Here is a 20,031-nt window from a genome sequence, read left to right on the forward strand (position 1 = left end):
CCTGTCTGGCCCTGTTGTCGGACTCTTGTCTGGTCCGCCGTCGTTCAGCTTAAGCGGCTCTTGCGCTGCTAGCGACCTGCTTCAGGCCGAAATCATAGTTGAGGTGAAAATACTCGATGTCTACCATGCGACCATCGGGCGCACGGCCGGGCGGGCACTGCACAAATTCGCGGATCAGGCTGTCCTTGACGCCGAACACCACGTCGCTGTCGAGATACTGGTCGCCGGCCACGAACACATGGGTCACGAGTTGCTCGAAGCCGGGCGCCGAGATCATGAAATGCACGTGCGCCGGGCGCCAGGGATGGCGGCCCTGGACCGCCAGCATGTCCCCAACTGTGCCGTCATGTGGGATCGGATAGGCAGCCGGCTTGATCGACCAGAAATTGAAGCGGCCGTTCTGGTCGGTGTGGAAGCGCGCTCGCATCGCAAGGTCGCCGATCTTGTCGAGCTGCTGCACGTCGTAATAGCCATCATCGTCGGAATGCCAGACATCCACGACGGCGCCGGCGAGCGGCCGTCCGTCGACGGTCGACACCGAGCCGGTGACGAGCATCGGATCGCCTTCCATCGGGCCGGAGATGTCAGCGCCGTTGTCTTTCTCGGGCGACGCCTGCACGAAGAACGGACCGAGCACCGTGGTTTCGGTGGCGCCTTCCGGCACGGGATGATTGATCGCGTCGACCAGCATGGAGACGCCGAGCGCGTCCGACAGCAGGATGAACTCCTGGCGCTTGTCGTCGCACATGTGGCCGGTGCGGGTCAGGAACTCGATGCCGTATTCCCATTCCTTCTGGGTCGGTCGCACCTCGCGGACGAAGGCATGAAGGTGGCGCACCAGCGCTTCGCTGACCTGCTTGATCCGCGGATCGGTCGCGCCTGCGATCCGCTCCAGCACCGCGTCCGTGATCGTGTTCTCGTTGAAATTTCGCATAGGTGCCTCCGTGAATCAGAGTTTGGGCTCGCCGAGGCCGGACAGCCGCTCGAGGTGCTTGACGGTCGCGATGAAGTCGGCGTCGCCGTCGCCCTGCGCGACCAGCGAGCCATAGGTCTCGCGCACCTGGGCTGCGAGCTGAAGCGGCACGCCGATGGCGTGGCCGGCACCGAGGATCAGATCGAGATCCTTGGCCATCTGCCTGCAGGAGAAGGTCGAGCCGAAATCGCGGTTACGCAGCGGCGCGGTCTTGTATTTCACCATCGGCGAGGCGACCGCGCTGTCGTCGAGGACTTTCAGAATGTCCTGCCAGCCGATGCCGCCCTTGCGCGCCAGCGCCAGGCTCTCCGCCATCATCGCGGCCGACACCGCGATCATCAGATTGACCGCAAGCTTCGCATATCGCGCTTCCTCGCCAGGCCCGAGATAGGTCTGGGCGCGGGTGAAGGCGGCGAGCAGCGGCTTTGCGTTTTCGTAGGTGTCCTCCGGGCCGGAGACGAAGCAGCTCAGCGCGCCGGTGTGGACGATACTGGCATTGCCCGAGACCGGCGTACGCAGGTAGAAGACACCGCGCGCCTGGGCGGCGGCGTCGACCTCTGCCGACGCCTCGACGCTCACGGTGCTGGTCTCGATCAGGACAGATCCGGCAGCCATCGCGGCGATGAGGCCGGTGGAGCCGAGCAATGCGCCGCGCAAGGCAGCGTCATCGGGCAAGGACGTGACGATCGCGGCCTTGCCATCCACGGCCTCGGCCGGTGAAGCGGCAATCGAAATGCCTTGCGTGCGAGCCTCCTCGAGCCGTGCGGCGCTCCGGTCGAACGCGGTCACGGCATAACCGGCCTTGGCGACGAGCACCGACATTGGCAGGCCCATCTTGCCGATCCCGATGAAAGCGATGTGTTTCGAAGCGTCCGTCATCGTTGTTGTCCTTGACGCCCTCAGGCGGCGTGTCCCTGTCGTTCGATGTCGTGCACCAGTCGCCGGCCGGATTGCACGAGCAGTTCCTTCTTCGCCCCCAGGCCCTCGGCCAGCAGCCGACCATTCCGCTTCTTCCACACGCCGCCGATCATCACGGCCTCGATATTGGCAAGGCTCGTCTGCATCACCACGGTGGAAACGGGATCGTGCACCGGGACGAGGTTGAGATCGGAGCAATTGATGATGACGAGGTCGGCGAGCTTGCCCGGTGTCAGCGAGCCGATCTGGTCCTCGCGGCCGAGCATGCGGGCGCCTTCCGTCGTGATCCAGCGCAGCGCCTCGCGGACGGGGATCGTGGTCGTCGTTGGAATGGTGCCGCTGGCCTTGCGCGACTCGGCGTTGTCGAGCGCCCGCTGCATCGAGAGCGCAACGCGCGCGGCGGAGAAGAGGTCGCCCGCCAGTACGGATTCCAGATCGATGCCGATGGTCGGCCGCACGCCGCGCTTGAGCAGCCGTCCGGTGATCGGAAAGCCGTGGCCCTGGATCATTTCGTTCTCCGGCGTCACCGAGAAGGAGACGCCGAGATCGACCATCCGGTCCAGCAGTGGGTCAGGCAGGTCGTTGCCGTGGACGATGTTGATTCCGGCGCCCACGAGACCCGCCTCGATCAGCTTCTCCCAGCCACCGGGCGTCTTCGCAGGACCACCGCCCTGATGCATCGATGCGATCAGCTTGAGTTCCCGCGCCATGCGAAAATCGTGCATGGCGACGTCCAGCGTCGAATAGTGCGGGCCGAGGATCGCGAGTCCAAGCGTGACGAGGCCGTCGCGGTCGGCGAGGGGCCCCGCCAGCAGTCGCTCGACCTCACGGCGTGGATGCGGGATCTCCGAGAAATGCGGTTCGCCCGGTTTCGGTTCGGGCTTGGGCGAGCCGTGGAAGAAGGCCGCCCGGATACCGCTTTCGATCAGGCCACGCACCGCGGCGTCGGTATGATCGGGCGTCGGATTGTTGTGGCACCAGTCGACCAGCGTGGTGGTGCCGTGATTGATCTGGTTCAGCACACCCACCAAGGTCGCGATATAAATGTCCTCGGGCCTGAAGACCGTAGCGAGACCAGCATGCATGCGGCGGAAATATTCCAGCAGCGTCCAGTTGGCGGCATAACCGCGCAAGCCCGTCTGCCAGGTGTGCATATGGGCGTTGATCAGGCCGGGGATGACGATGCGGCCGGTGCCATCGACGATCTCGGTCTCGGTCGCGCCGCCGACGTCGATCGATGGACGCACATCAACGATGCGGCTGCCCTCGATCAGCACGTCGCCGCCAGGTAAATCGCCGATCGTGTCATCCATGCTGATGATGACGGCGGATTTGATGAGCGTGCGCCGCATCGAATCAAACTGCCGTTTTGATGGCGCCGGGCGGCTCGCCGGCCCAGGCGCGCGCGATCAGGTCGCGAATGGCGTTGCGATCAAGCGGGCGCGGGTTCCAGTAGGCGTTGGTGACGGCGAGATCCGCAGCCTTGTCGATGCCGCCTTCGGGCATGCCGATGTCGCGCAATGCGACCTTCGCACCCAGCCGCTTCGCGAGCTCGAAAAGTCCTTGCGGTGCATCGGCGGCGCCGATTGCGCGTGAGATCCGCGCCATCGCATCGGGCACGGCCGGCGCGTTATAGGCCAGCGCGTGCGGCAGCACGATGGTGTGGGTCTCGGCATGCGGCAGGTCGAAGGTGCCGCCGAGCGTGTGGCAGAGCTTGTGATGCAGCGCCATGCCGACGGTACCAAGGCAGACGCCGCACAGCCAGGCGCCATAGAGCGCCTCGCTGCGAGCCTCGCGATCGTCGCCCTTGGCGGCGATGGCGGGCAGGGCACATGCCAACGCGCGAATGCCCTCTTCTGCCGTCAGCGACGTGACAGGATTGGTGTCGCGCGCGTAGAGCGCTTCGGCCGCATGCGCGATCGCATTGATGCCCGATGTCGCGGCCAGGCTCGCCGGCAGCGTCAGGGTCAAATCGACATCGTAGATCACCGTTTCCGGCAGGATGGCGGCGTCGCGGACCGTGGTCTTCAACCCGTTCTCGGTCTGGCCAACGATCGGCGTCATCTCCGAGCCGGCATAGGTGGTGGGAATGCAGAGCTGGTTGACGCCTGTACGCAAGGCGAGCGCCTTGCTGAGGCCCGTCGTGGATCCGCCACCGAGGGAAATGACGCAGTCGGCCTCGCACGCCTTCATCGCCGCGAGCGCCCGCTCCGTGACCTCGACCGGCGTGTGCATGGTCGCGCCCGGAAAGATGCCGGCGTAGAGCGGGCCGAGCGCCGCGCCCAAACTTTTGCCTTGCGCCTCCTGCTGCGGCGTCGTCAGCACCAGGGCGCGCTTGCCACCGAGCCGCTCGACCTCGGCCTTGGCCGAGGCCAAAGTTCCGCTGCCGAACACGACGCGGCAGGGCAGGTTTTCAAAGGTGAACGTACCGATCATGCGCCGGTCTCTTTGATGGGATAATCGACCTGGAAGCGTCCGATCCGCAAGTCGCCCAGCGCCTCGCGCACGCGCAGATGTTCCGGGTGGGTGGCATAGGCCGCGAGCGCAGCGTGGTCGGTGAATTCGGAGAACAGAACGACGTCGCAGGCGTAGTCGACATCGCTGACATCGAGACCGACTTCGATATGGGTGAGGCCGTCGATCCGGCCGCGCAGCCCCTCGAACAGGGTCTTGACCTTGACCCGGGCGGCAGAACGCTCCGCCGGCGTCTCGCCGCGCAGCCGCCACATCACGATGTGCCTGATCGGGCCCGACATTTCCCTGTTTCCTCGCCTGCTATCTTGCTTGTGTTTAGGCCATTTTGACTTGCGGGATACGGAAATAAAGCTCAATAATCGTAAGTCTCTTTTCCTGTTTGCGAAAAAATGGACCGCCTGCTCCAGTTGGAAGTATTCGCCAAGACGGCCGAGCTCGGCAGCATGTCCAAAGCTGCCGAAGCCCTACGCATGTCGAATGCTGCCGCGAGCCGCCATCTCAGCGCTCTCGAGGAGCGCCTTGCAGTCCGGCTGATCGAGCGCAACACCCGTCGGCTGTGGTTGACTGAGGCGGGGCAGGAGCTGCTGGAGCGCTCGAGCCGGGTTTTGAGCGAGTTGGCGGAGGCCGAGGACATCGTCAGCGATCGGGCGCTGTCGCCGCAAGGCATGCTGCGGGTCACGAGCTCGCTGTCCTTTGCGGTGATCTATCTGGCGCCGATGCTGCCAGCCTTCCGCGCGCGCTATCCGAAGCTCAACATGCAGATCACCACCGCCAACCGGTACTCCGATTTCATCGAGGCCGGCATCGACGTGGCGATCAGGACGCGCGAGCAGGAGCCGGATTCCAACATCATCGTCCGCCGCATCGGCCAGATGCGGCGGGTGCTCGCTGCTGCGCCGTCCTACCTCGCAAGCTGCGGCGAGCCGGAGCAGCCCGCCGATCTCGCGCGCCACAACATGCTGATCTACAATCTCGCCAACGATCCCTATTCGCTGCGCCTGCGCAAGGGCAATGGCGCGCAGACTGTTCGCATCACGTCGACGCTCGACAGCAATGACGGCCAGGTCATCCGCGGCGCCGCGCTGGCGGGGCTCGGCATCCTCATCCAGCCGCTCTATATCGTGCAAAGCGATATCGCTGCGGGCCGCCTCGTCCCCGTTCTGATGGACTGGGAGCTGCCGCTGCTCACGATGAACATCGCCTACCAGAACCGTGCCGGACTGCCTGCCAAGATCAGGGTCTTTTCCGACTTCCTGGTCACCCACATCCGCGAGCATTCGCAGCCGGGGATCTGGATCGACGCGGCGAAGTGAGCGACATTTTCGAATTCAGGCGGCTTTGTAGAAGGCACATCCATTGAAAGCCAGGACATCCGGCACCGCATGGCGGCATGCCAACATCGGTCGGCTGCTCAACAACGCGGTGCGGCGCTTCGAAGGTCGTGTGCTCGAACTGATGAGCGAGAAGGGGCATGGCGAAACGAGGATCGCGCATGTCGGCCTCACACGTAATCTCGACGTGGAGGGGACCAGACTGACGGAGCTCGCCCGCCGCGCCTCCATGAGCAAGCAGGCGATGGGCGAGCTGGTCGATCAATGCGCCGAGCTCGGCTTGGTCGATCGGATCGCCGATCCGACCGATCGCCGCGCGCGCATCGTCATGTTCACGCCGGCCGGGCGCAAATGGCTCGATGCGTTCCGCGACGCGGTCGACGTCGCCGAGCAGGAGATGCGCGCCGAACTCGGCAAGGCCACGATGGATGCGATCCTGAAGGGACTGGCGGTCTATGGCGCGACGTTCGATACGCTCGATGACGCCAAGTAGTCAGGCTACTTGACGATATCGTCAGGCGACCTTACCATGCGGAATAATGCTGGTTGGGAGAAGCGCCTTGGAAACATGTCTGACGGCCTCGGTGCTCATCGTGGGTGGGGGGCCCTGCGGCCTGATGCTCGCCAACGAGCTCGGCCGGCGCGGCGTGTCCGCGATCCTGGTCGATGAAAAGCCGGGCACAGCATTCAATCCGCAAGCCAATGCGACGCAAGCGCGCTCGATGGAGCACTATCGGCGGCTGGGTTTTGCCGACGAGATCCGACGCCAAGGTCTGCCTGCGGATTACCCGACCGACGTTGCGTATTTCACGCGCTACACCGGTTACGAGCTGGCCCGATTTAAGTTGCCGTCATCGTCACGCGCGGGCGAGCTCGTCAAGGGCATGTCGGGCTCCTGGAGCGCCGCCGAGCTGCCGCATCGGGTCTCGCAAAAATACGTCGAGGCGGTGCTGCGCCGCCACGCCGAACGGCTTCCCGGAATACGGCTCAGCTACGGTCATCGTCTGATCAGCTACGTCGAGAGCGATGACGGCGTTATCGCCGAGATCGAATGTCTCGATGACAACAGCCGCTTTCAGGTCCGGGCCGACTTCCTGGTCGGAGCCGACGGGCCGCGCTCGATGGTCCGGCAATCGCTCGGGATCGTCTACGGCGGCGAAACCGGAACGCAGCGCGATTTCATGGGCGGCCGCATGCTGGCGGTCTATCTCCGTTCGCCTGGCTTCTACGCGAGCATCCCGCATGCCAAGGCGTGGATGTACAATTGCTTCAACGGCGACCGCCGCGCCTTCATGGCATCGGTGAATGGGCGCGACGAGTTTGCGTTTCACACGCAGCTTCGGCCCGATGAGAACGAAAATGCGATCACGATCGACGAAGCCAAAGCAGCGTTCCAGCGCGCTTGCGGCGCGCCGATCGACTGCGAAGTGCTGTCGTTCCTGACCTGGACCGCCGGCCACGCGCTGGTCGCGAACGGAATGCAGCGGGGCAGGGTCTTCCTCGGCGGCGACGCGGCGCATCTGTTCACGCCGACCGGCGGGCTTGGCTACAACACCGCGATCGAGGATGCGGTCAATCTCGGCTGGAAGCTCGCAAGCGTCATCAAAGGTGTGAGCCCGGCGGAGCTGCTCGACAGCTACGAGGTGGAGCGGCGTCCGGTGGCGCTTCGCAACACCGATTATGCGCGTCGCTTTGCCGACTCGCTCGGTCTGTTCGCTCCCGCGCCTGAGATCGAGGACGCCACCGATGCCGGCGACGAGGCGCGGCGGATCGCGGGCGTCTATCTCGAACAGCACGCCCGCGCCGAATTCAACATTCCCGGTGTCACCTTCGGCGGGCGCTACGACGCCTCGCCGATCATCGTCTCCGACGGCAGCCAGCCGCCGCCCGATGCCGCGAACGTCTACGTTCCGAGCGCCTGTCCCGGCGGCCGCGCCCCGCATGCGTGGCTGGAAGACGGCGTCTCCCTGTACGACCTGTTCGGGTTCGAGTGGACGCTGCTCCAGTTTGGCGAAGTCATGTCCGCGCATTCGTCATTCGCCGAGACCATCCGGGCGATCGGGGTCGATGTGAAACTCGTCACGCTGCCGAAATCGCTGCGCGATCTCTACGAGGCGGATCTGGCTTTGATACGCCCCGACCAGATCGTGGCCTGGCGTGGCAGCGCATCACAGGCTGGTACGATCGGGCGCGTCCTTGCCCGAGCACTCGGACACGACGCGAGCGACGGCGCACGGCTGGCCAGCTGATCGACTCTTGCCGTCGCATCCGACCAGCGGCTGCGCGGCCAATAACAACAAAACGACAAAACGACAAATGACACCGGAGGAGGAAACCGTGACGATAAGAGCATTGGAGGACTACGACGATCATGTTCCGACCGTCGCCGCGGCCGAGCAGACGGCGAGCAGCCGCCGGCGTATCCTGATTGCCGGCACCATCGGCACCGCGATCGAATGGTACGACTTCTTCATCTACGGCCTGATCGCGCCGCTGGTGTTCGATCAGCTGTTCTTTCCGAAATTCGACCAGCTCACGGCGACCATTGCGGTGTTCGCGACGTTTGCCGTCGGATTTTTGGCGCGTCCTCTCGGCGGGCTTGTATTCGGCCATTTCGGTGACCGTCTCGGCCGAAAGTCCGTCTTGCTGTGTACGCTGCTCATGATGGGACTTGCGACCATGTCGATCGGATTGTTGCCGACCTACGCCAGTGCAGGCGTGGCTGCGACCGTCGCGCTCGTGGCGTTGCGCTTCGTTCAGGGGTTTGCGCTCGGCGGCGAATCGACTGCGGCGATCCTTATGGCGATCGAGACGGCGCCCGGACACCGGCGCGGCTTCTCGGCCGCGGTGATCCAGGCCGCAGGACCCGTCGGTGTCGTGCTCGCCTCGTTTGCGGCGCTCACGATCGCGCGGCTGCCGGAAGCGGACCTGCTGTCATGGGGCTGGCGCGTGCCGTTCCTGATCAGCGCGGTTCTGGTCGCGCTCGGCGTCTATATGCGCCTGCGCATCGAGGAGAGCGCGATATTCCGAAAGGCGATGGTGACGGAAGTAGCGCCTGTGGTCGAAGCGCTGCGGGAACATTGGCGGCCGATCCTCATCGTATTCTTCGCCGAGATGGCGCAGACGTCCTATTTCTATCTGACAGCCATCTTCACCATCTCCTTCGCGACCCGTCAGCTCGGCGTCCAGAAAGACGTCATCACGCAGGCCGTGCTGTTCGCCAATCTCGTCGGGCTCGTTGCTATGCCACTCATCGGAGCCTGGTCCGACCGTATCGGACGAAAGCGTCTGTTCTTGGCCGGCGTGGTGCTTGCAGCCATCTCGATGTTTGCATTCTACGGTGTGGTCGCGAGCCGCGACACGGTGCTGGTGACGGGCGCGGTGATCCTCGCCGCGGGGGTGATCCATCCGCTGATGTTCGGCAGCGAAGGAAGCTATTTTCCGGAATTGTTTCCGACCCGCATTCGCTTCACCGGCGTGTCGATCGGAAAGCAGCTCGGGACGGTGCTCGGCGGCGGCATTGCGCCGCTGGTCGCCACCAGCCTGTTTGCGCAGACGGGCTCCACCTACGCGATCACAGGATACTACGTTGCGCTCGCGCTCGCGGCGATGATTGCGCTCGGCTTTGCGCGTGAAACCGGAAAATCGCGGCTGCTCGGCTAGAGCGAGCGCCATTATCAATCCCAGGGAGGTTTTCATGGACGTCAGTCTTCTCATCAACGGGCAGGATCAGGCCGCTTCCAGCGGCAAGGTGTTCGAGCGGCGCAATCCGCTGTCGCAGGAGGTCGCAAGCCGCGCGGCCGCCGCGACCGCTTCCGATGCCGACGCCGCGGTGGCGGCGGCCTCCGCCGCGTTTGCCGCATGGTCGGCGCTCGGCCCGAATGCGAGGCGAGCCCTGTTGCTGAAGGCCGCAGATGCGCTTGAGGCCAAGCGCGACGCCTTCGTCCGGATCATGATGGCCGAGATCGGCACGACGGAGATCTGGTCGGCCTTCAACGTCAAGCTCGCGACCGGCATGCTGCGCGAAGCGGCGTCGCTCACCACGCAGATCGCCGGCGAGGTGATCCCGTCGGACAAGCCGGGATGCCTCGCGATGTCCATTCGACAGCCCGCCGGCGTGTGCCTCGGCATCGCCCCGTGGAATGCGCCGATCATACTCGGCGTTCGCGCCGTGGCGACGGCGCTCGCCTGCGGCAATTCCGTCGTGCTCAAGGCCTCCGAGATATGCCCGGGGACGCACCGGTTGATCGGCGAGGTCTTCAAGGACGCAGGCTTTCCGCCCGGTGTCGTAAATGTTCTGACCAACGCACCGGCCGATGCGCCCGCTCTGGTCGAGCGCCTGATCGCCAATCCGGCCGTGCGGCGGATCAATTTCACCGGCTCGACCCGCGTCGGGCGCGTCATCGCCGAGCTCGCCGGGCGCCACCTCAAACCGGTGCTGCTCGAGCTTGGCGGCAAGGCGCCTCTTGTCGTGCTCGACGATGCCGACCTCGATGCCGCCGTCGCGGCGGTCGCATTCGGCGCCTTCATCAATCAGGACCAGGTCTGCATGTCGACCGAGCGGGTGATCGTCGACGAGGCGGTAGCGGCGTCCTTTGTCGACAAGCTCGCGAAGAAGACAGCTGCGCTTCCGGCCGGCGACCCGCGCTCCGGACCGGTCGTCATCGGCTCGATGATCGACGAAGCGCCGGCCAAGCATGTCGTTGCACTGATCGACGACGCGATCGCCAAAGGCGCCGTCAAGCTCGCGGGCGGCGACCGGGTTGGCACGGTCGTCCCGGCCACCGTGCTCGACCGCGTGGTGCCCGGCATGCGCATCTATACCGAGGAGAGCTTTGGTCCCGTCGTCTCGGTGATCCGGGCAAGTGGCGTGGATGACGCGGTGCGGCTTGCCAACGATACCGAGTACGGCCTCTCGGCCGCCGTGTTCGGCCGCGACGTCGCGCGTGCGCTGACGGTGGCGCAGCGTATCGAAAGCGGCATCTGCCACGTCAACGGCCCGACCGTGCATGACGAGGCGCAGATGCCGTTCGGCGGCATGAAGGGATCGGGCTACGGCCGCTTCGGAGGTCAGGCCGGGATCGCCGAGTTCACCGATCTGCGCTGGATCACCATCGAGACCCAGCCGCAGCACTATCCCTTCTGACCGCGCAACAAGCGAAGCCCATCAGGACGCTATTCATGAATTCGAAAGTTCTCACGGTTCGGGAAGCGACCCTCGGTGTGCTTCGCTCCTTTGGCGTCGATCGCGTTTTCGGCAACCCCGGCTCGACCGAGCTTGCCTTCCTTGGCGACTGGCCCGACGACATCGACTACGTGCTCGGATTGCAGGAAGCCTGCGCCGTCGGCATGGCAGACGGCTATGCGCAGGCCACGGGACGAGCGGCGTTCGTCAATCTGCACTCGGCGGCTGGGCTCGGTCATGCCCTCGGCAATCTCTTCACCGCATTCCGCAACAAGACACCGATGGTCGTGACAGCCGGGCAGCAGGCGCGCAGCCTATTGCGGATGCGACCCTATCTCTTCTCCGAGGACGCCGCACAGTTTCCAAAGCCGTATGTGAAATGGAGCGCCGAACCGGCCCGCGCCGAAGATGTTCCGGCGGCGATTGCGCAGGCCTTCCTCACTGCTATGCAGCATCCGCGCGGTCCGACATTCGTGTCAGTGCCGTCGGATGATTGGGCGCGGCCCGCAGTCGCTCCGCCGGTCCGCCATATCGCGACGGAATTTGCGCCGGATTCCGCGGCGATCGTTCGGCTCGGCGCGGCGATCAGAGCCGCCAAGAGACCTATCTTCGTTGTCGGGCCGGAAATCGATCGCAACGGCTGCGCCGACGCGATGGTCGCTGTGGCCGAACAGGCGAGGGCGGCCGTTTGGGCCAGCCCGATGTCGAGCCGTTCGAGCTTTCCGGAACTGCATCCGCTGTTCGCCGGCTTCCTTCCGGCAGCACCGGGAGGGCTCGCCCGCGCATTGCGCGGCGCCGATCTGATCGTCGTGGTCGGCGCGCCGGTGTTTACTTTCCATGTCGAAGGACAATGCGAATTGCTCGACGATGAAACGCCGGTCTGGCAGATCACGGATGATCCGACGGAAGCCGCATCCGCTTCTGTCGGTGACACCATCATCAGCACGCTCCCGAAGGCGCTGGCTGGGCTGCTGTCGGTGATGCCTGACATCGCGGAGCGCGAGGTGCCGGCCGCGCGGTTGCGGCCTGCCGCTCCTGCCGCGCAAAATCCGATTCCGCCGGGCTATGCGCTCGCCCGGCTCTCGGCGTTGATGCCGGGCGATGCGATCGTGGTCGAGGAGGCGCCGTCGCATCGCCCCGCCATTCAGCAATTCCTGCCTCGGCCCGGCGCGGACAGCTTCTACACGATGGCGAGCGGCGGACTTGGTTATAGCCTGCCGGCCTCGGTCGGCGTGGCGCTGGCGCGGCCGGGCCGCCGCATCGTCGCCCTGATCGGTGACGGATCGGCGATGTATTGCATCCAGGCAATCTGGACCGCGGTGCAACGCCGCCTGCCGATCACTTTCGTGATCATGAACAATTCAGGCTATGGCGCGATGCGCGCCTTCAGCCAGCTGATGCAGGCGCATCGCCCGCCCGGGATCGACCTGCCCGGGCTCGACTTCGTGGCGCTCGCAAGGGGAATGGGTTGTCCGGGGCAGCGCATGACCGATGTCGGCGACGTCGACGCCATCTTGACCGAAGCGTTGGCATCAAGCGGTCCCGCGCTGGTCGATATCGCCGTCGACGACGCCACGACGGACCTGTTCAGCCATCCGCGCTAGCTGGCGGCAGAGGGGCTGGTCCGCGGCGACAAGACAGCCGATGGAAATTTGCCTCCGAAGGCACGGGTCTTGGGTTGGACACGCGACCCGTCGATCACCTCGAGTTGTCCGCAGCGATTCAAGGTATGCAACTTCCTGCCGGGCCATGCTGGCCCTGGCCGCAGAGAGTGGCGGATAATCTGCTTGAACGTCGTCGGCGACAGTTCGACGATTTCCGCCAGGGCGAGCGCTGCCCCATATCCGCCGGCACAATCCTGGACCGGGCGCCACAATTTGTCATTGATGGTGACGAAATTCCCCGCAGGCCGCGTGCTCGCGCGGTCGATCAGGACCGGGTTGCTGGCATGCGGCAACCACGGGCCCATGAGGTGCTCGGCGTGATAGATCGCCAACGAATCCGAATACCCGCCAGTGCCATCGCGCCAGGCTCCGAACAGATAGTGCAGGCCGTTGTGCCGCGTGATCGTCACATCGGCGAGTTCAAGTCCTGAAAGCAGCGTCGCGTGGCGCTCCCATTTGTCCGGGAACCGAACGCATTTATAGATGGCGACGTCCCCATTGGTCGAGCTCTCCGGGATCATCCACAATGCGCCATCGTCCTCGATCAGGAACGGATAGGAGAGGTGCCAGGGCTCGTCCAATACGGGCACGACCGCTCCGACCGGGCCCTTATCGTCGAACTCGATCGCGGAAATGATTCCTTTTCCAATCCGGTGATCGAGATCCTCAAAGAAGACGAATGTTCTTCCCTGCCACGTGATGGGGAAAGGATCGGCGTAGAAGTGGTTTCCGGGATCGGCAAGGACGTTCCAGCGAGGCCCTGACAGGTCTCCGGTCTGCCAGACGCCTGCGCCCTTGTTGATGCGCCATCCGACATGCCAATGCGGGGCATAGCAGCAGAGGCGATAGATCTCCTTGGCGATCGATATGGTGAGGCCGCGCGCGACATAAGCCGTTGGCGGGCGGCCGTTGTCCGCTCGGGCCGGTCGTGCCAGCTGCGGCACGATGCGCGGTCGTCCCGACAGGATGGCGGCCACCATGGTCAGGGTTCGCGCCATGACCGTTTCCAGGCCCCCGCTCAGACCGGCCGCGATTTCGGCGGAGGGATGGCCACGATCGAGGACTGCACCGTCGACCTCGTCGACGATTTCGATCACCGGCAGATCGCCGGCGAGAATGGCGGCAAGAGCTGCGTTTTCGCCTGCCACTCCATTGAACAGCGGGCGGAGATACTGCCGGGCGGAGCAGTTCGGATCCCGCGCGCCACCGGTGAAATCGACGATGACGTCTGCCGTGCCGGCGCGAGCCTGCATCCGGGCCGGACTGATCTTCAGCCTTTCGGTGCCGCTGTGTTTGCCCTTGTGCAACACCAAACGTTCGAGCTCGAACAGCATGTCGAGACCCGCCGGCCGCGGCTCCGCCGTTGCCGTCCACGCGATCTGGACCGGTACATCCCGCCCGTCGATCGACAGCGTCTCGCGGCCCATCCACCGCCGCGCATTCTCAATTTCACAGCGAAACTCGATGGTCATGTCGAGCCGATCCGTTTCCATGCGCCCCGATCAAATGACCTGGCCGAGAATTCGAACGTATTCCTCCACCATGGCGTCCACTGAATAGCGCAGCTTCAGGCCTTTGGCGTTTTGCCGCAGTTCGTCGCTCAGTTTTTGGTCCGTCAGGAGCCTGGAGACGGCGGCCGACAACTTGGTATGATCGGAGGCATCGACGAACAGCGCTGTCGGCTTCCCTTCGACGGACAACACTTCGCGCAAGACCGGAAGATCGGTGACGACCGAGGGAACGCCGGCGTTTGCAGCCTCCACAGCGGCGAGGCCGAAGGTCTCCGCCTGCGTCGGAAATACGAACACGTCGAGAGCGGCGAGAAACTCCGCCATCTGGCGTGGGGTGATTTCGCCGAGCAGATGCAGCCTGTCCGATACTTTCAAGTCATCCGCCAACTGCCGCAGCCGGGCCTCGTCGGCTCCCTGCCCGGCCAGTGCGAGGTGCCAGGAGGGTTGATCCGGCAACAGACGTATCGCCGCGTCGAGCCGCTTGTGCGGGTGCAATCTTGCTGCGCAGCCGAGCAGGGGGCTATCCGGCGGGAGATTGAACTTCTGTCGCGCAGCTTGCTTCGACAGGGTGAGCGCCTTGTCGTCGAAGCCGTGCGGGACATGCACCATGCGCGCGCGATAAGCCCTGGGGTAGCGCGAATACTCGCGCTGCATGTCCAGCGAGTTGAGCGTGATGCGGTCGAAGAAGCCGAGGCTGCCCATGACGATGTCGGCCGTACGGACCGGCCAGCTCATCGACAGCGCGGATGAAACCTGATTGGCGATGACAGGTGCGCGGCAGATCAGGCGCGCCACACCGGCGCCGATGACATTGCCGAAGTGCTGAAAGGTCAGAACGGCGTCAGGCCTGGTGGCCCTGATATGGCGGCCGAGCGTCCACAGCATTTGCAGCAGCGCCAGCGGATTTCCCGGCCGGCTCGACGCGCAATAGACCGTGTGGGGCGGCTCATCGAACGAATCCGACTTGCGGAAGAAGAAAAGATTGGTGACGCGATAGCCGCGGGCGGTCAGCCCGGCGCCAAGCAGGCGCGAGATCTCCTGCGCACCGGCGTTCTCAGCCTGGGTCTGTACGAGCAGCACGTGCGGCTTGCGTCCGCCACCGTTGGGCGACGGGAGTGCTGTCGCAGTCGTCTCGCCCAACGCCTTGTTTGGCTGGTAATGCAGCACGGATCCCGACCCATTAGAGAAGCGAATTTTTCACCTTCTTAACTCCGTATCTACCATGCGGGCATCGCGCGGACACCGACTAGCAATAAACGGAGTTAATGCGCCCTGCCGCAAGGGCATCGTTCGTGAGGGAATTCCGCTGGTTCCCGACGAAGTGCAGAGGACGCGGGCAACCGCCGATTAACCATCGATATTTGGGTTGGAGCGGGCCCACTAAAGCATACGAAAACGACGCACATTCTACCGGTGCGCCGACGGCTGCTGGTGCGCTCTCCTTCATGCGGGACACGCGCGACATATGCTGACGCTCTATTCGCCGGAGTCCGCGCCACGGACCGCGTAGGCGCTGCGCTTCGATGCCGAGAAACGCAGAAGCCCCAGAATCGAAGGATCGACGCCGGTTCGTCGGCGACAGAGGATGTTGAGGACGATGGTCGCGAGCGCCAGCGACACAGTGGCCGAGATCGCTGCGCCAAGAACGCCGAGCCAGGGAATGAGGACGAGAAATCCAACCAGCCGTAGCGCTACGTTCCCGGCAATCACGGGGACATACTCGCGCTCATGGCCGGTCAGTTGCAATATCGCCGCAGACGGACCGCCCGCCGCCTGGACCGCCGTTCCGATCGCGAGCACGATCAGGACCCAGTGCTGCGCAGCGAAATGTGGCCCAAACAAGTTGAGTAGATGGGGACCTCCAACCCAGATCAGGAGGAGTCCGCTGACCACGCACACCGCGGTCACTTCCGCCATGAGCCGCAACGTTCGCTCGAATTCCTGATGGTTCTTGCTGAAGTACAGCGAGGGGAGCCGACGTGCGCCAAAGCTGTACAATGCGGCCGACAGCATGGCGAAGATGTTGGCCAGGCGCGAAGCGGCAAAATAAATTCCGGCGGTTGCCGGGTCCAGCATCCAGTAGACCAGAATGACGTCGAAATATTGGTTCGCGGCTTCGAGAATGGATGCGACCCAGAAATGAAGCGCGCTCGATCTCCAGCGCGACGGCTCGGAACGCACCGCCGTGCCGCGGAAATCCGGTAGAACTCGCGCAATCGCGATGATCTGTGCGACCAGCCCGACCGACATGGCAATCGTCATCACGGCGATCAATTCGGCGGGATCAAGCTGCCGATGGCCGAACATGATTGCGAGCAGAAACAGTACCACGCTGACTCGCCAGAAGAACTCCCTGTTTCCTTCCCCCATGAGAATGCTGACCAGCGAGCGTGCGATCTGGCTGCCAAGCATCAGTCCGGCATTCACGGCTGTGTAGGCCGACACCGCGACAACCAGCAGCCACGAGGCGCCTTTGATGTTCGCGCCGATCGCGATTGCGCCGATCGCAATCAGCATCGCGACGGAGGAAATCTTGAAGCTCGATAGCAGCACGCCCTTGGTGAGATCAGGCTGATTTCCCACCCGATACTCGTTCAGAAATCGCACCAGCAGCGATTCCTGGCCCACCAGACCGACGACCGCTGCCATCTGGGCGACCGAAAGCCAGGTCGCAAAGATGCCAAACCCATTGGGCGACATCGTTCGTGCCGCAAGCGAGAACAACGCGAACGCAAGCGCGCCGCTACCAACCTTGAGAAGGATGGTTCCGGCAACACCGCGTGTCACGTCGCGCCGCATGAACTGGACGATGGATTCGATCATGGAGATTTAAGGGGCAACTTCCCCTGAAGAGACATTTTCCGATTACCTGCGACAGCCTAGCATGCCGAAAAACCGCGAGTGTTAATGGACGGCCTCCATGATCCCGCCGGCCGCGGCGACGTCGCGGCCATGCCTGTTGCTTCACTATGGAACATCGCTGACCCCATTGTCCCAGATAGAGCAAAGTGCGGCCCGGTCGCGTGGCGGCAGAGCGCCGCATCGACGGCCGATGAGGCGAGATGAGCCGTTGGAATGCGGACCGGCTCGGCGGGAATGGCCATCCCGAGCAAGGCGCGTGCCGGATCTCATCGGGCCGGGCAGGTCTCCGCTGCGTTAACCGAGATATCGAGAAATGATCGCGTTTGGTCCTACGATGCGACATCAGGCGAGAGAATTGCACGGGCAACCATCGTTGACCGTGGGAGCCTGGACCATGACGGCGGATAGCAACGTGACCGAGCCGAGCGCTGGATCTGCGACCGCGGCGATCGTCGTCGACATCGCGATCGTCGGCGGCGGCCTTGCGGGCTCGCTCGCGGCGGCCGTGCTCGCGCGGGCAGGGCATCGTGTCGCTCTCGTCGACAAGCGCGCGGTCCATCCGGACGAGTTTCGGGTCGAAAAAATAGGCGGCCGTCAGCTGGAGATGTTGCGCAAGCTGGGCTTCCTCGATGCGCTCGACAACGTGGCCTGTCGATATGATCAGGTGCTCAACATCAGGGAAGGCAAGGTGGTCGATGTCAGCGTCGGCCGGGCTTACGGGCTTCCATATGCCGATCTCGTCGCCATGGCGCGCAGCCAGCTGCCTGATCCGTCCAGCCTCATTGTCGATGAGGTCACTGCGGTCAATTGTCGCGACGATCTCCAACATGTCGAGCTCGCGTCAGGGGGGCGCATAACTGCGCGCCTCGTCGTGCTGGCCACGGGCATGGCGGGCGTGCTCGGCTACAAGCTCGGCATCAAGCGGCGCGTGCTGGCCGAGCGCCATTCGGTTTCGTTCGGCTTCACGATCGCCCGCCGCGACCACGCGCCGTTCGATTTCGAGGCGTTGACCTGTTATGGGGAGCGCACAGCGGACGGCATCGATTATCTCAGCCTGTTTCCCGTGCGTGCCGGCATGCGGGCAAATCTCTTCATGTTCCGAGACCCGACCGATCCGATCATGCGCGAGCTGCGCCGTGAACCGGAGGCGACGGTCTTGCGCTTGCTTCCGGGATTGCGGCCCTACCTTGGCGATTTCCACGTGATCGACCGGGTGCAGAATTGGGTGATGCACCTGTCCGTCGTGGAAGGACATCTCCAGCCCGGAGTCGTGCTCATCGGTGATGCGTTCCAAACGAATTGTCCGGCCGCCGGCACGGGCGTCGCCCGTCTGCTGGTCGACGTCGAGCGCCTCTGCACCGAATATGCGCCGCGTTGGCTCGGGACCGAGGGCATGGGCCGGGAGAAGATTTCTGAATTCTATTCCGATCCCGACAAGGTCGCGGCGGACCAGCAGTCACTGAAGATGGCGCGCTTCCGGCAGGCCCTGACGTCCCGCAACGATATTGGCTGGGACGTGCGGCGGCGGCTGCACTTCCTGCGACGCAGTATCACCCACCGGCTCGATCAGATGCGGCCCGGCTGGCTCGCGCAGGTTCGAAGCGCGCTACGCGCCTGAGAGCGGCACCCGGTCGGCCCCTCGCACCGGTCAGCGCGTCGGCGTTGAGGTCCGGGTCGGCAGGAACCTGAACTCCGACATCCGCTTGGCGGCCAGCTTGAGCCAAGGCGCCTGTTTCAGTGCGAACAAGGAGATGGCGCCCGTGGTGCTGCCCGCCTGCGTGACCGTCCACATCGGTGAAGGCTGAGCGCCGAACTGCTTCTTGTAGGGCTCGTCGCCGATGGTGAAATCGAGCATCTGATCTCCGCGCTCGATGCAATCCTTCGCCACCTGCTCGAACATCAGCGCGCCCAAGGACTGGCTTTTGTATCCGGCAATGTCGAAGGCGCCCATGATCACGAGGAAGCTGCCGTGATGGCTGAGTCCGAGCACGGCTGCGATGACCTCGCCGTTCATCTTCATCGCATAGAGCCGGACAAAGGAGCCGAGGCCGCGCTGCGCCACGTCGGAATAGAAGCCGTAATATTCGGGGCGCTGGAGCAGATCTCCGTCGCCGTGTGCCTGAAAGCGCGGCCCGCGAAATTTCTTCATCACGTCCAGCACCTCCAAGACAGCGGCACTGTCGCGGCAGCATGAAAAACTCAAGTCCCCCTTCTTCTGGAGCTGCCGGGCTTTCTTTGCGAGCTCCTTCTGGTAGGAACGGTCCAGCGCACTGGCGCGCCATTGCTCGAACGGCGCGACCAGAACGGTCGCATAGGCATTGGTGTCCATCGCTATGCGGCGGGGCGCAGCCAGCAGGTTCTCGATCGGAAGCCGTCCATCCGGCAGCTTGGTCATCCGGAGCAGATCGAACGGGCGGACGAGGCACCGGATTTCTGCGCAGGCACTCTCGTCCTTGAGCAGCTCGGAAAATACCTGCGGGCTGCATACGGGCGCGAGGTAGTCGGAAACGCGGAGGTCGGCGAATTCGACGGTCCGTATCGGGCCGCGCCGGATCCGCAGCAAGGGCAACACCATCGCAAGGGCGCCCGTCGCGCGGTGGCGGACCACGACAACCAGAGGAGTTGCGCCCACATGAGACGCGAGCCTGGTGTAGAGGGTGTCGAGCCAGAGCGGATGCTGGAACGCGGTGGCGGCCGAGTTGTCGAACAGCTCCGCGTAGTCCGGCGACAGGAAGTCGAATCCCTGCTCGATGGCGATGTCGAATGTGTTGCTAGGTCTGTTCATACGCAACCAAGAAAGCAGATGGCTCGGGACGATTGATGGAGCCGGATCTACGCTCTATAGCAGGGTCGTTACGGGGGAGACACCGGCGGCGTATGATTTGCATTAATCCTTCGAGCGAGGCGCGTATGGTTACCAAACCGCTAATTCCTCATCGAGCGGCCTCGCAGCCGAAACAGCCACGACCGCGTCAACCCCCCTCGTCAGAAATATTCCACTTTACCGAAATTCGGTTTTAGCGTATGTGTCGTCGATCCCGGCTCATCCTTGAGGGGCGATCTTGTGGTCGTCATGTTCGCGAGCCGGGCTTGCGGTGGACGCGGCAGCGTT

At 64.1% G+C, this 20,031-nt stretch carries 16 protein-coding genes; 7 read left to right on the plus strand and 9 right to left on the minus strand.

Annotation, left to right across the window (positions count from 1 at the left end; all coding sequences use genetic code 11):
• Positions 1–49: 49 nt before the first annotated feature.
• The 5 genes from AC0L23_RS24545 to AC0L23_RS24565 are packed head-to-tail and all read right to left on the minus strand — an operon-like array spanning position 50 to position 4,647.
• The gene (locus AC0L23_RS24545) at positions 50–934 is read right to left on the minus strand and encodes an intradiol ring-cleavage dioxygenase (RefSeq protein WP_446481957.1); all 885 of its coding nucleotides are present in this window, start codon (positions 932–934) and stop codon (positions 50–52) included.
• A gap of 15 nt (positions 935–949) precedes the next feature.
• A complete protein-coding gene (locus AC0L23_RS24550; RefSeq protein ID WP_377827547.1) occupies positions 950–1,852 on the minus strand; it encodes an NAD(P)-dependent oxidoreductase in 903 nt (300 codons plus the stop codon).
• A gap of 20 nt (positions 1,853–1,872) precedes the next feature.
• On the minus strand, positions 1,873–3,243 hold the full coding sequence (locus tag AC0L23_RS24555) for an amidohydrolase family protein (protein ID WP_473357472.1): 1,371 nt from the start codon (positions 3,241–3,243) through the stop codon (positions 1,873–1,875).
• Positions 3,244–3,247: 4 nt separating this feature from the next.
• Positions 3,248–4,327, minus strand: a complete 1,080-nt coding sequence (locus tag AC0L23_RS24560; RefSeq protein ID WP_085395449.1) for a maleylacetate reductase — start codon at positions 4,325–4,327, stop codon at positions 3,248–3,250.
• On the minus strand, positions 4,324–4,647 hold the full coding sequence (locus AC0L23_RS24565) for a Dabb family protein (RefSeq protein ID WP_018458706.1): 324 nt from the start codon (positions 4,645–4,647) through the stop codon (positions 4,324–4,326). The genes AC0L23_RS24560 and AC0L23_RS24565 overlap by 4 nt, the downstream gene beginning before the upstream one ends.
• A gap of 108 nt (positions 4,648–4,755) precedes the next feature.
• Between AC0L23_RS24565 and AC0L23_RS24570 the strand changes: the two genes are divergently transcribed.
• The 6 genes from AC0L23_RS24570 to mdlC all read left to right on the plus strand — a co-directional run bounded on the left by AC0L23_RS24570 (position 4,756) and on the right by mdlC (position 12,486).
• Positions 4,756–5,679, plus strand: coding sequence for a LysR family transcriptional regulator (locus tag AC0L23_RS24570; protein WP_018458707.1), 924 nt, complete (start codon positions 4,756–4,758; stop codon positions 5,677–5,679).
• A gap of 43 nt (positions 5,680–5,722) precedes the next feature.
• Positions 5,723–6,190 (plus strand): MarR family winged helix-turn-helix transcriptional regulator, encoded by a 468-nt coding sequence (locus tag AC0L23_RS24575; RefSeq protein WP_018458708.1) that lies wholly within the window; start codon positions 5,723–5,725, stop codon positions 6,188–6,190.
• Between the two features lie 46 nt (positions 6,191–6,236).
• The gene (locus AC0L23_RS24580; protein WP_456652378.1) at positions 6,237–7,946 is read left to right on the plus strand and encodes an FAD-dependent oxidoreductase; all 1,710 of its coding nucleotides are present in this window, start codon (positions 6,237–6,239) and stop codon (positions 7,944–7,946) included.
• 88 nt (positions 7,947–8,034) lie between these two features.
• Complete coding sequence (locus tag AC0L23_RS24585) at positions 8,035–9,360, plus strand: MFS transporter (protein ID WP_456652377.1); 1,326 nt, start codon at positions 8,035–8,037, stop codon at positions 9,358–9,360.
• A gap of 34 nt (positions 9,361–9,394) precedes the next feature.
• Complete coding sequence (locus tag AC0L23_RS24590) at positions 9,395–10,843, plus strand: aldehyde dehydrogenase (RefSeq protein ID WP_473357473.1); 1,449 nt, start codon at positions 9,395–9,397, stop codon at positions 10,841–10,843.
• 35 nt (positions 10,844–10,878) lie between these two features.
• Positions 10,879–12,486 (plus strand): benzoylformate decarboxylase, encoded by a 1,608-nt coding sequence (gene mdlC / locus AC0L23_RS24595; protein ID WP_473357474.1) that lies wholly within the window; start codon positions 10,879–10,881, stop codon positions 12,484–12,486.
• Here mdlC and AC0L23_RS24600 read toward each other — a convergent pair.
• The 3 genes from AC0L23_RS24600 to AC0L23_RS24610 all read right to left on the minus strand — a co-directional run bounded on the left by AC0L23_RS24600 (position 12,483) and on the right by AC0L23_RS24610 (position 16,880).
• Positions 12,483–14,018: a glucosamine inositolphosphorylceramide transferase family protein gene (locus AC0L23_RS24600; RefSeq protein WP_473297385.1), complete on the minus strand. Its 1,536-nt coding sequence runs from the start codon at positions 14,016–14,018 to the stop codon at positions 12,483–12,485. The two genes, mdlC and AC0L23_RS24600, sit on opposite strands and share 4 nt — an antisense overlap.
• Before the next feature lie 30 nt (positions 14,019–14,048).
• On the minus strand, positions 14,049–15,224 hold the full coding sequence (locus AC0L23_RS24605; protein WP_456652374.1) for a glycosyltransferase family 4 protein: 1,176 nt from the start codon (positions 15,222–15,224) through the stop codon (positions 14,049–14,051).
• Between the two features lie 309 nt (positions 15,225–15,533).
• Positions 15,534–16,880, minus strand: a complete 1,347-nt coding sequence (locus tag AC0L23_RS24610) for a lipopolysaccharide biosynthesis protein (RefSeq protein ID WP_446481964.1) — start codon at positions 16,878–16,880, stop codon at positions 15,534–15,536.
• Between the two features lie 433 nt (positions 16,881–17,313).
• Here AC0L23_RS24610 and AC0L23_RS24615 point away from each other — a divergent pair, with 433 nt between their 5' ends.
• Complete coding sequence (locus AC0L23_RS24615; protein WP_018458716.1) at positions 17,314–18,537, plus strand: FAD-dependent oxidoreductase; 1,224 nt, start codon at positions 17,314–17,316, stop codon at positions 18,535–18,537.
• 30 nt (positions 18,538–18,567) lie between these two features.
• On the opposite strand, the gene AC0L23_RS24620 is transcribed toward AC0L23_RS24615, so the two are convergent.
• On the minus strand, positions 18,568–19,704 hold the full coding sequence (locus AC0L23_RS24620) for a GNAT family N-acetyltransferase (RefSeq protein ID WP_204510800.1): 1,137 nt from the start codon (positions 19,702–19,704) through the stop codon (positions 18,568–18,570).
• Positions 19,705–20,031 lie beyond the last annotated feature (327 nt).

It is taken from the genome of Bradyrhizobium sp. MI1.4 (genome assembly GCF_055811315.1).

Excerpts from the sequence above, each read along its gene's own strand:
- AC0L23_RS24610 (WP_446481964.1), bottom strand. The coding sequence starts at position 16,880 with ATGATCGAATCCATCGTCCAGTTCATGCGGCGCGACGTGACACGCGGT.
- AC0L23_RS24570 (WP_018458707.1), top strand. The coding sequence starts at position 4,756 with ATGGACCGCCTGCTCCAGTTGGAAGTATTCGCCAAGACGGCCGAGCTC.
- AC0L23_RS24545 (WP_446481957.1), bottom strand. The coding sequence starts at position 934 with ATGCGAAATTTCAACGAGAACACGATCACGGACGCGGTGCTGGAGCGG.
- mdlC (WP_473357474.1), top strand. The coding sequence starts at position 10,879 with ATGAATTCGAAAGTTCTCACGGTTCGGGAAGCGACCCTCGGTGTGCTT.
- AC0L23_RS24555 (WP_473357472.1), bottom strand. The coding sequence starts at position 3,243 with ATGCGGCGCACGCTCATCAAATCCGCCGTCATCATCAGCATGGATGAC.
- AC0L23_RS24560 (WP_085395449.1), bottom strand. The coding sequence starts at position 4,327 with ATGATCGGTACGTTCACCTTTGAAAACCTGCCCTGCCGCGTCGTGTTC.
- AC0L23_RS24600 (WP_473297385.1), bottom strand. The coding sequence starts at position 14,018 with ATGACCATCGAGTTTCGCTGTGAAATTGAGAATGCGCGGCGGTGGATG.
- AC0L23_RS24580 (WP_456652378.1), top strand. The coding sequence starts at position 6,237 with ATGCTGGTTGGGAGAAGCGCCTTGGAAACATGTCTGACGGCCTCGGTG.
- AC0L23_RS24550 (WP_377827547.1), bottom strand. The coding sequence starts at position 1,852 with ATGACGGACGCTTCGAAACACATCGCTTTCATCGGGATCGGCAAGATG.
- AC0L23_RS24615 (WP_018458716.1), top strand. The coding sequence starts at position 17,314 with ATGACGGCGGATAGCAACGTGACCGAGCCGAGCGCTGGATCTGCGACC.
- AC0L23_RS24565 (WP_018458706.1), bottom strand. The coding sequence starts at position 4,647 with ATGTCGGGCCCGATCAGGCACATCGTGATGTGGCGGCTGCGCGGCGAG.
- AC0L23_RS24620 (WP_204510800.1), bottom strand. The coding sequence starts at position 19,704 with ATGAACAGACCTAGCAACACATTCGACATCGCCATCGAGCAGGGATTC.
- AC0L23_RS24590 (WP_473357473.1), top strand. The coding sequence starts at position 9,395 with ATGGACGTCAGTCTTCTCATCAACGGGCAGGATCAGGCCGCTTCCAGC.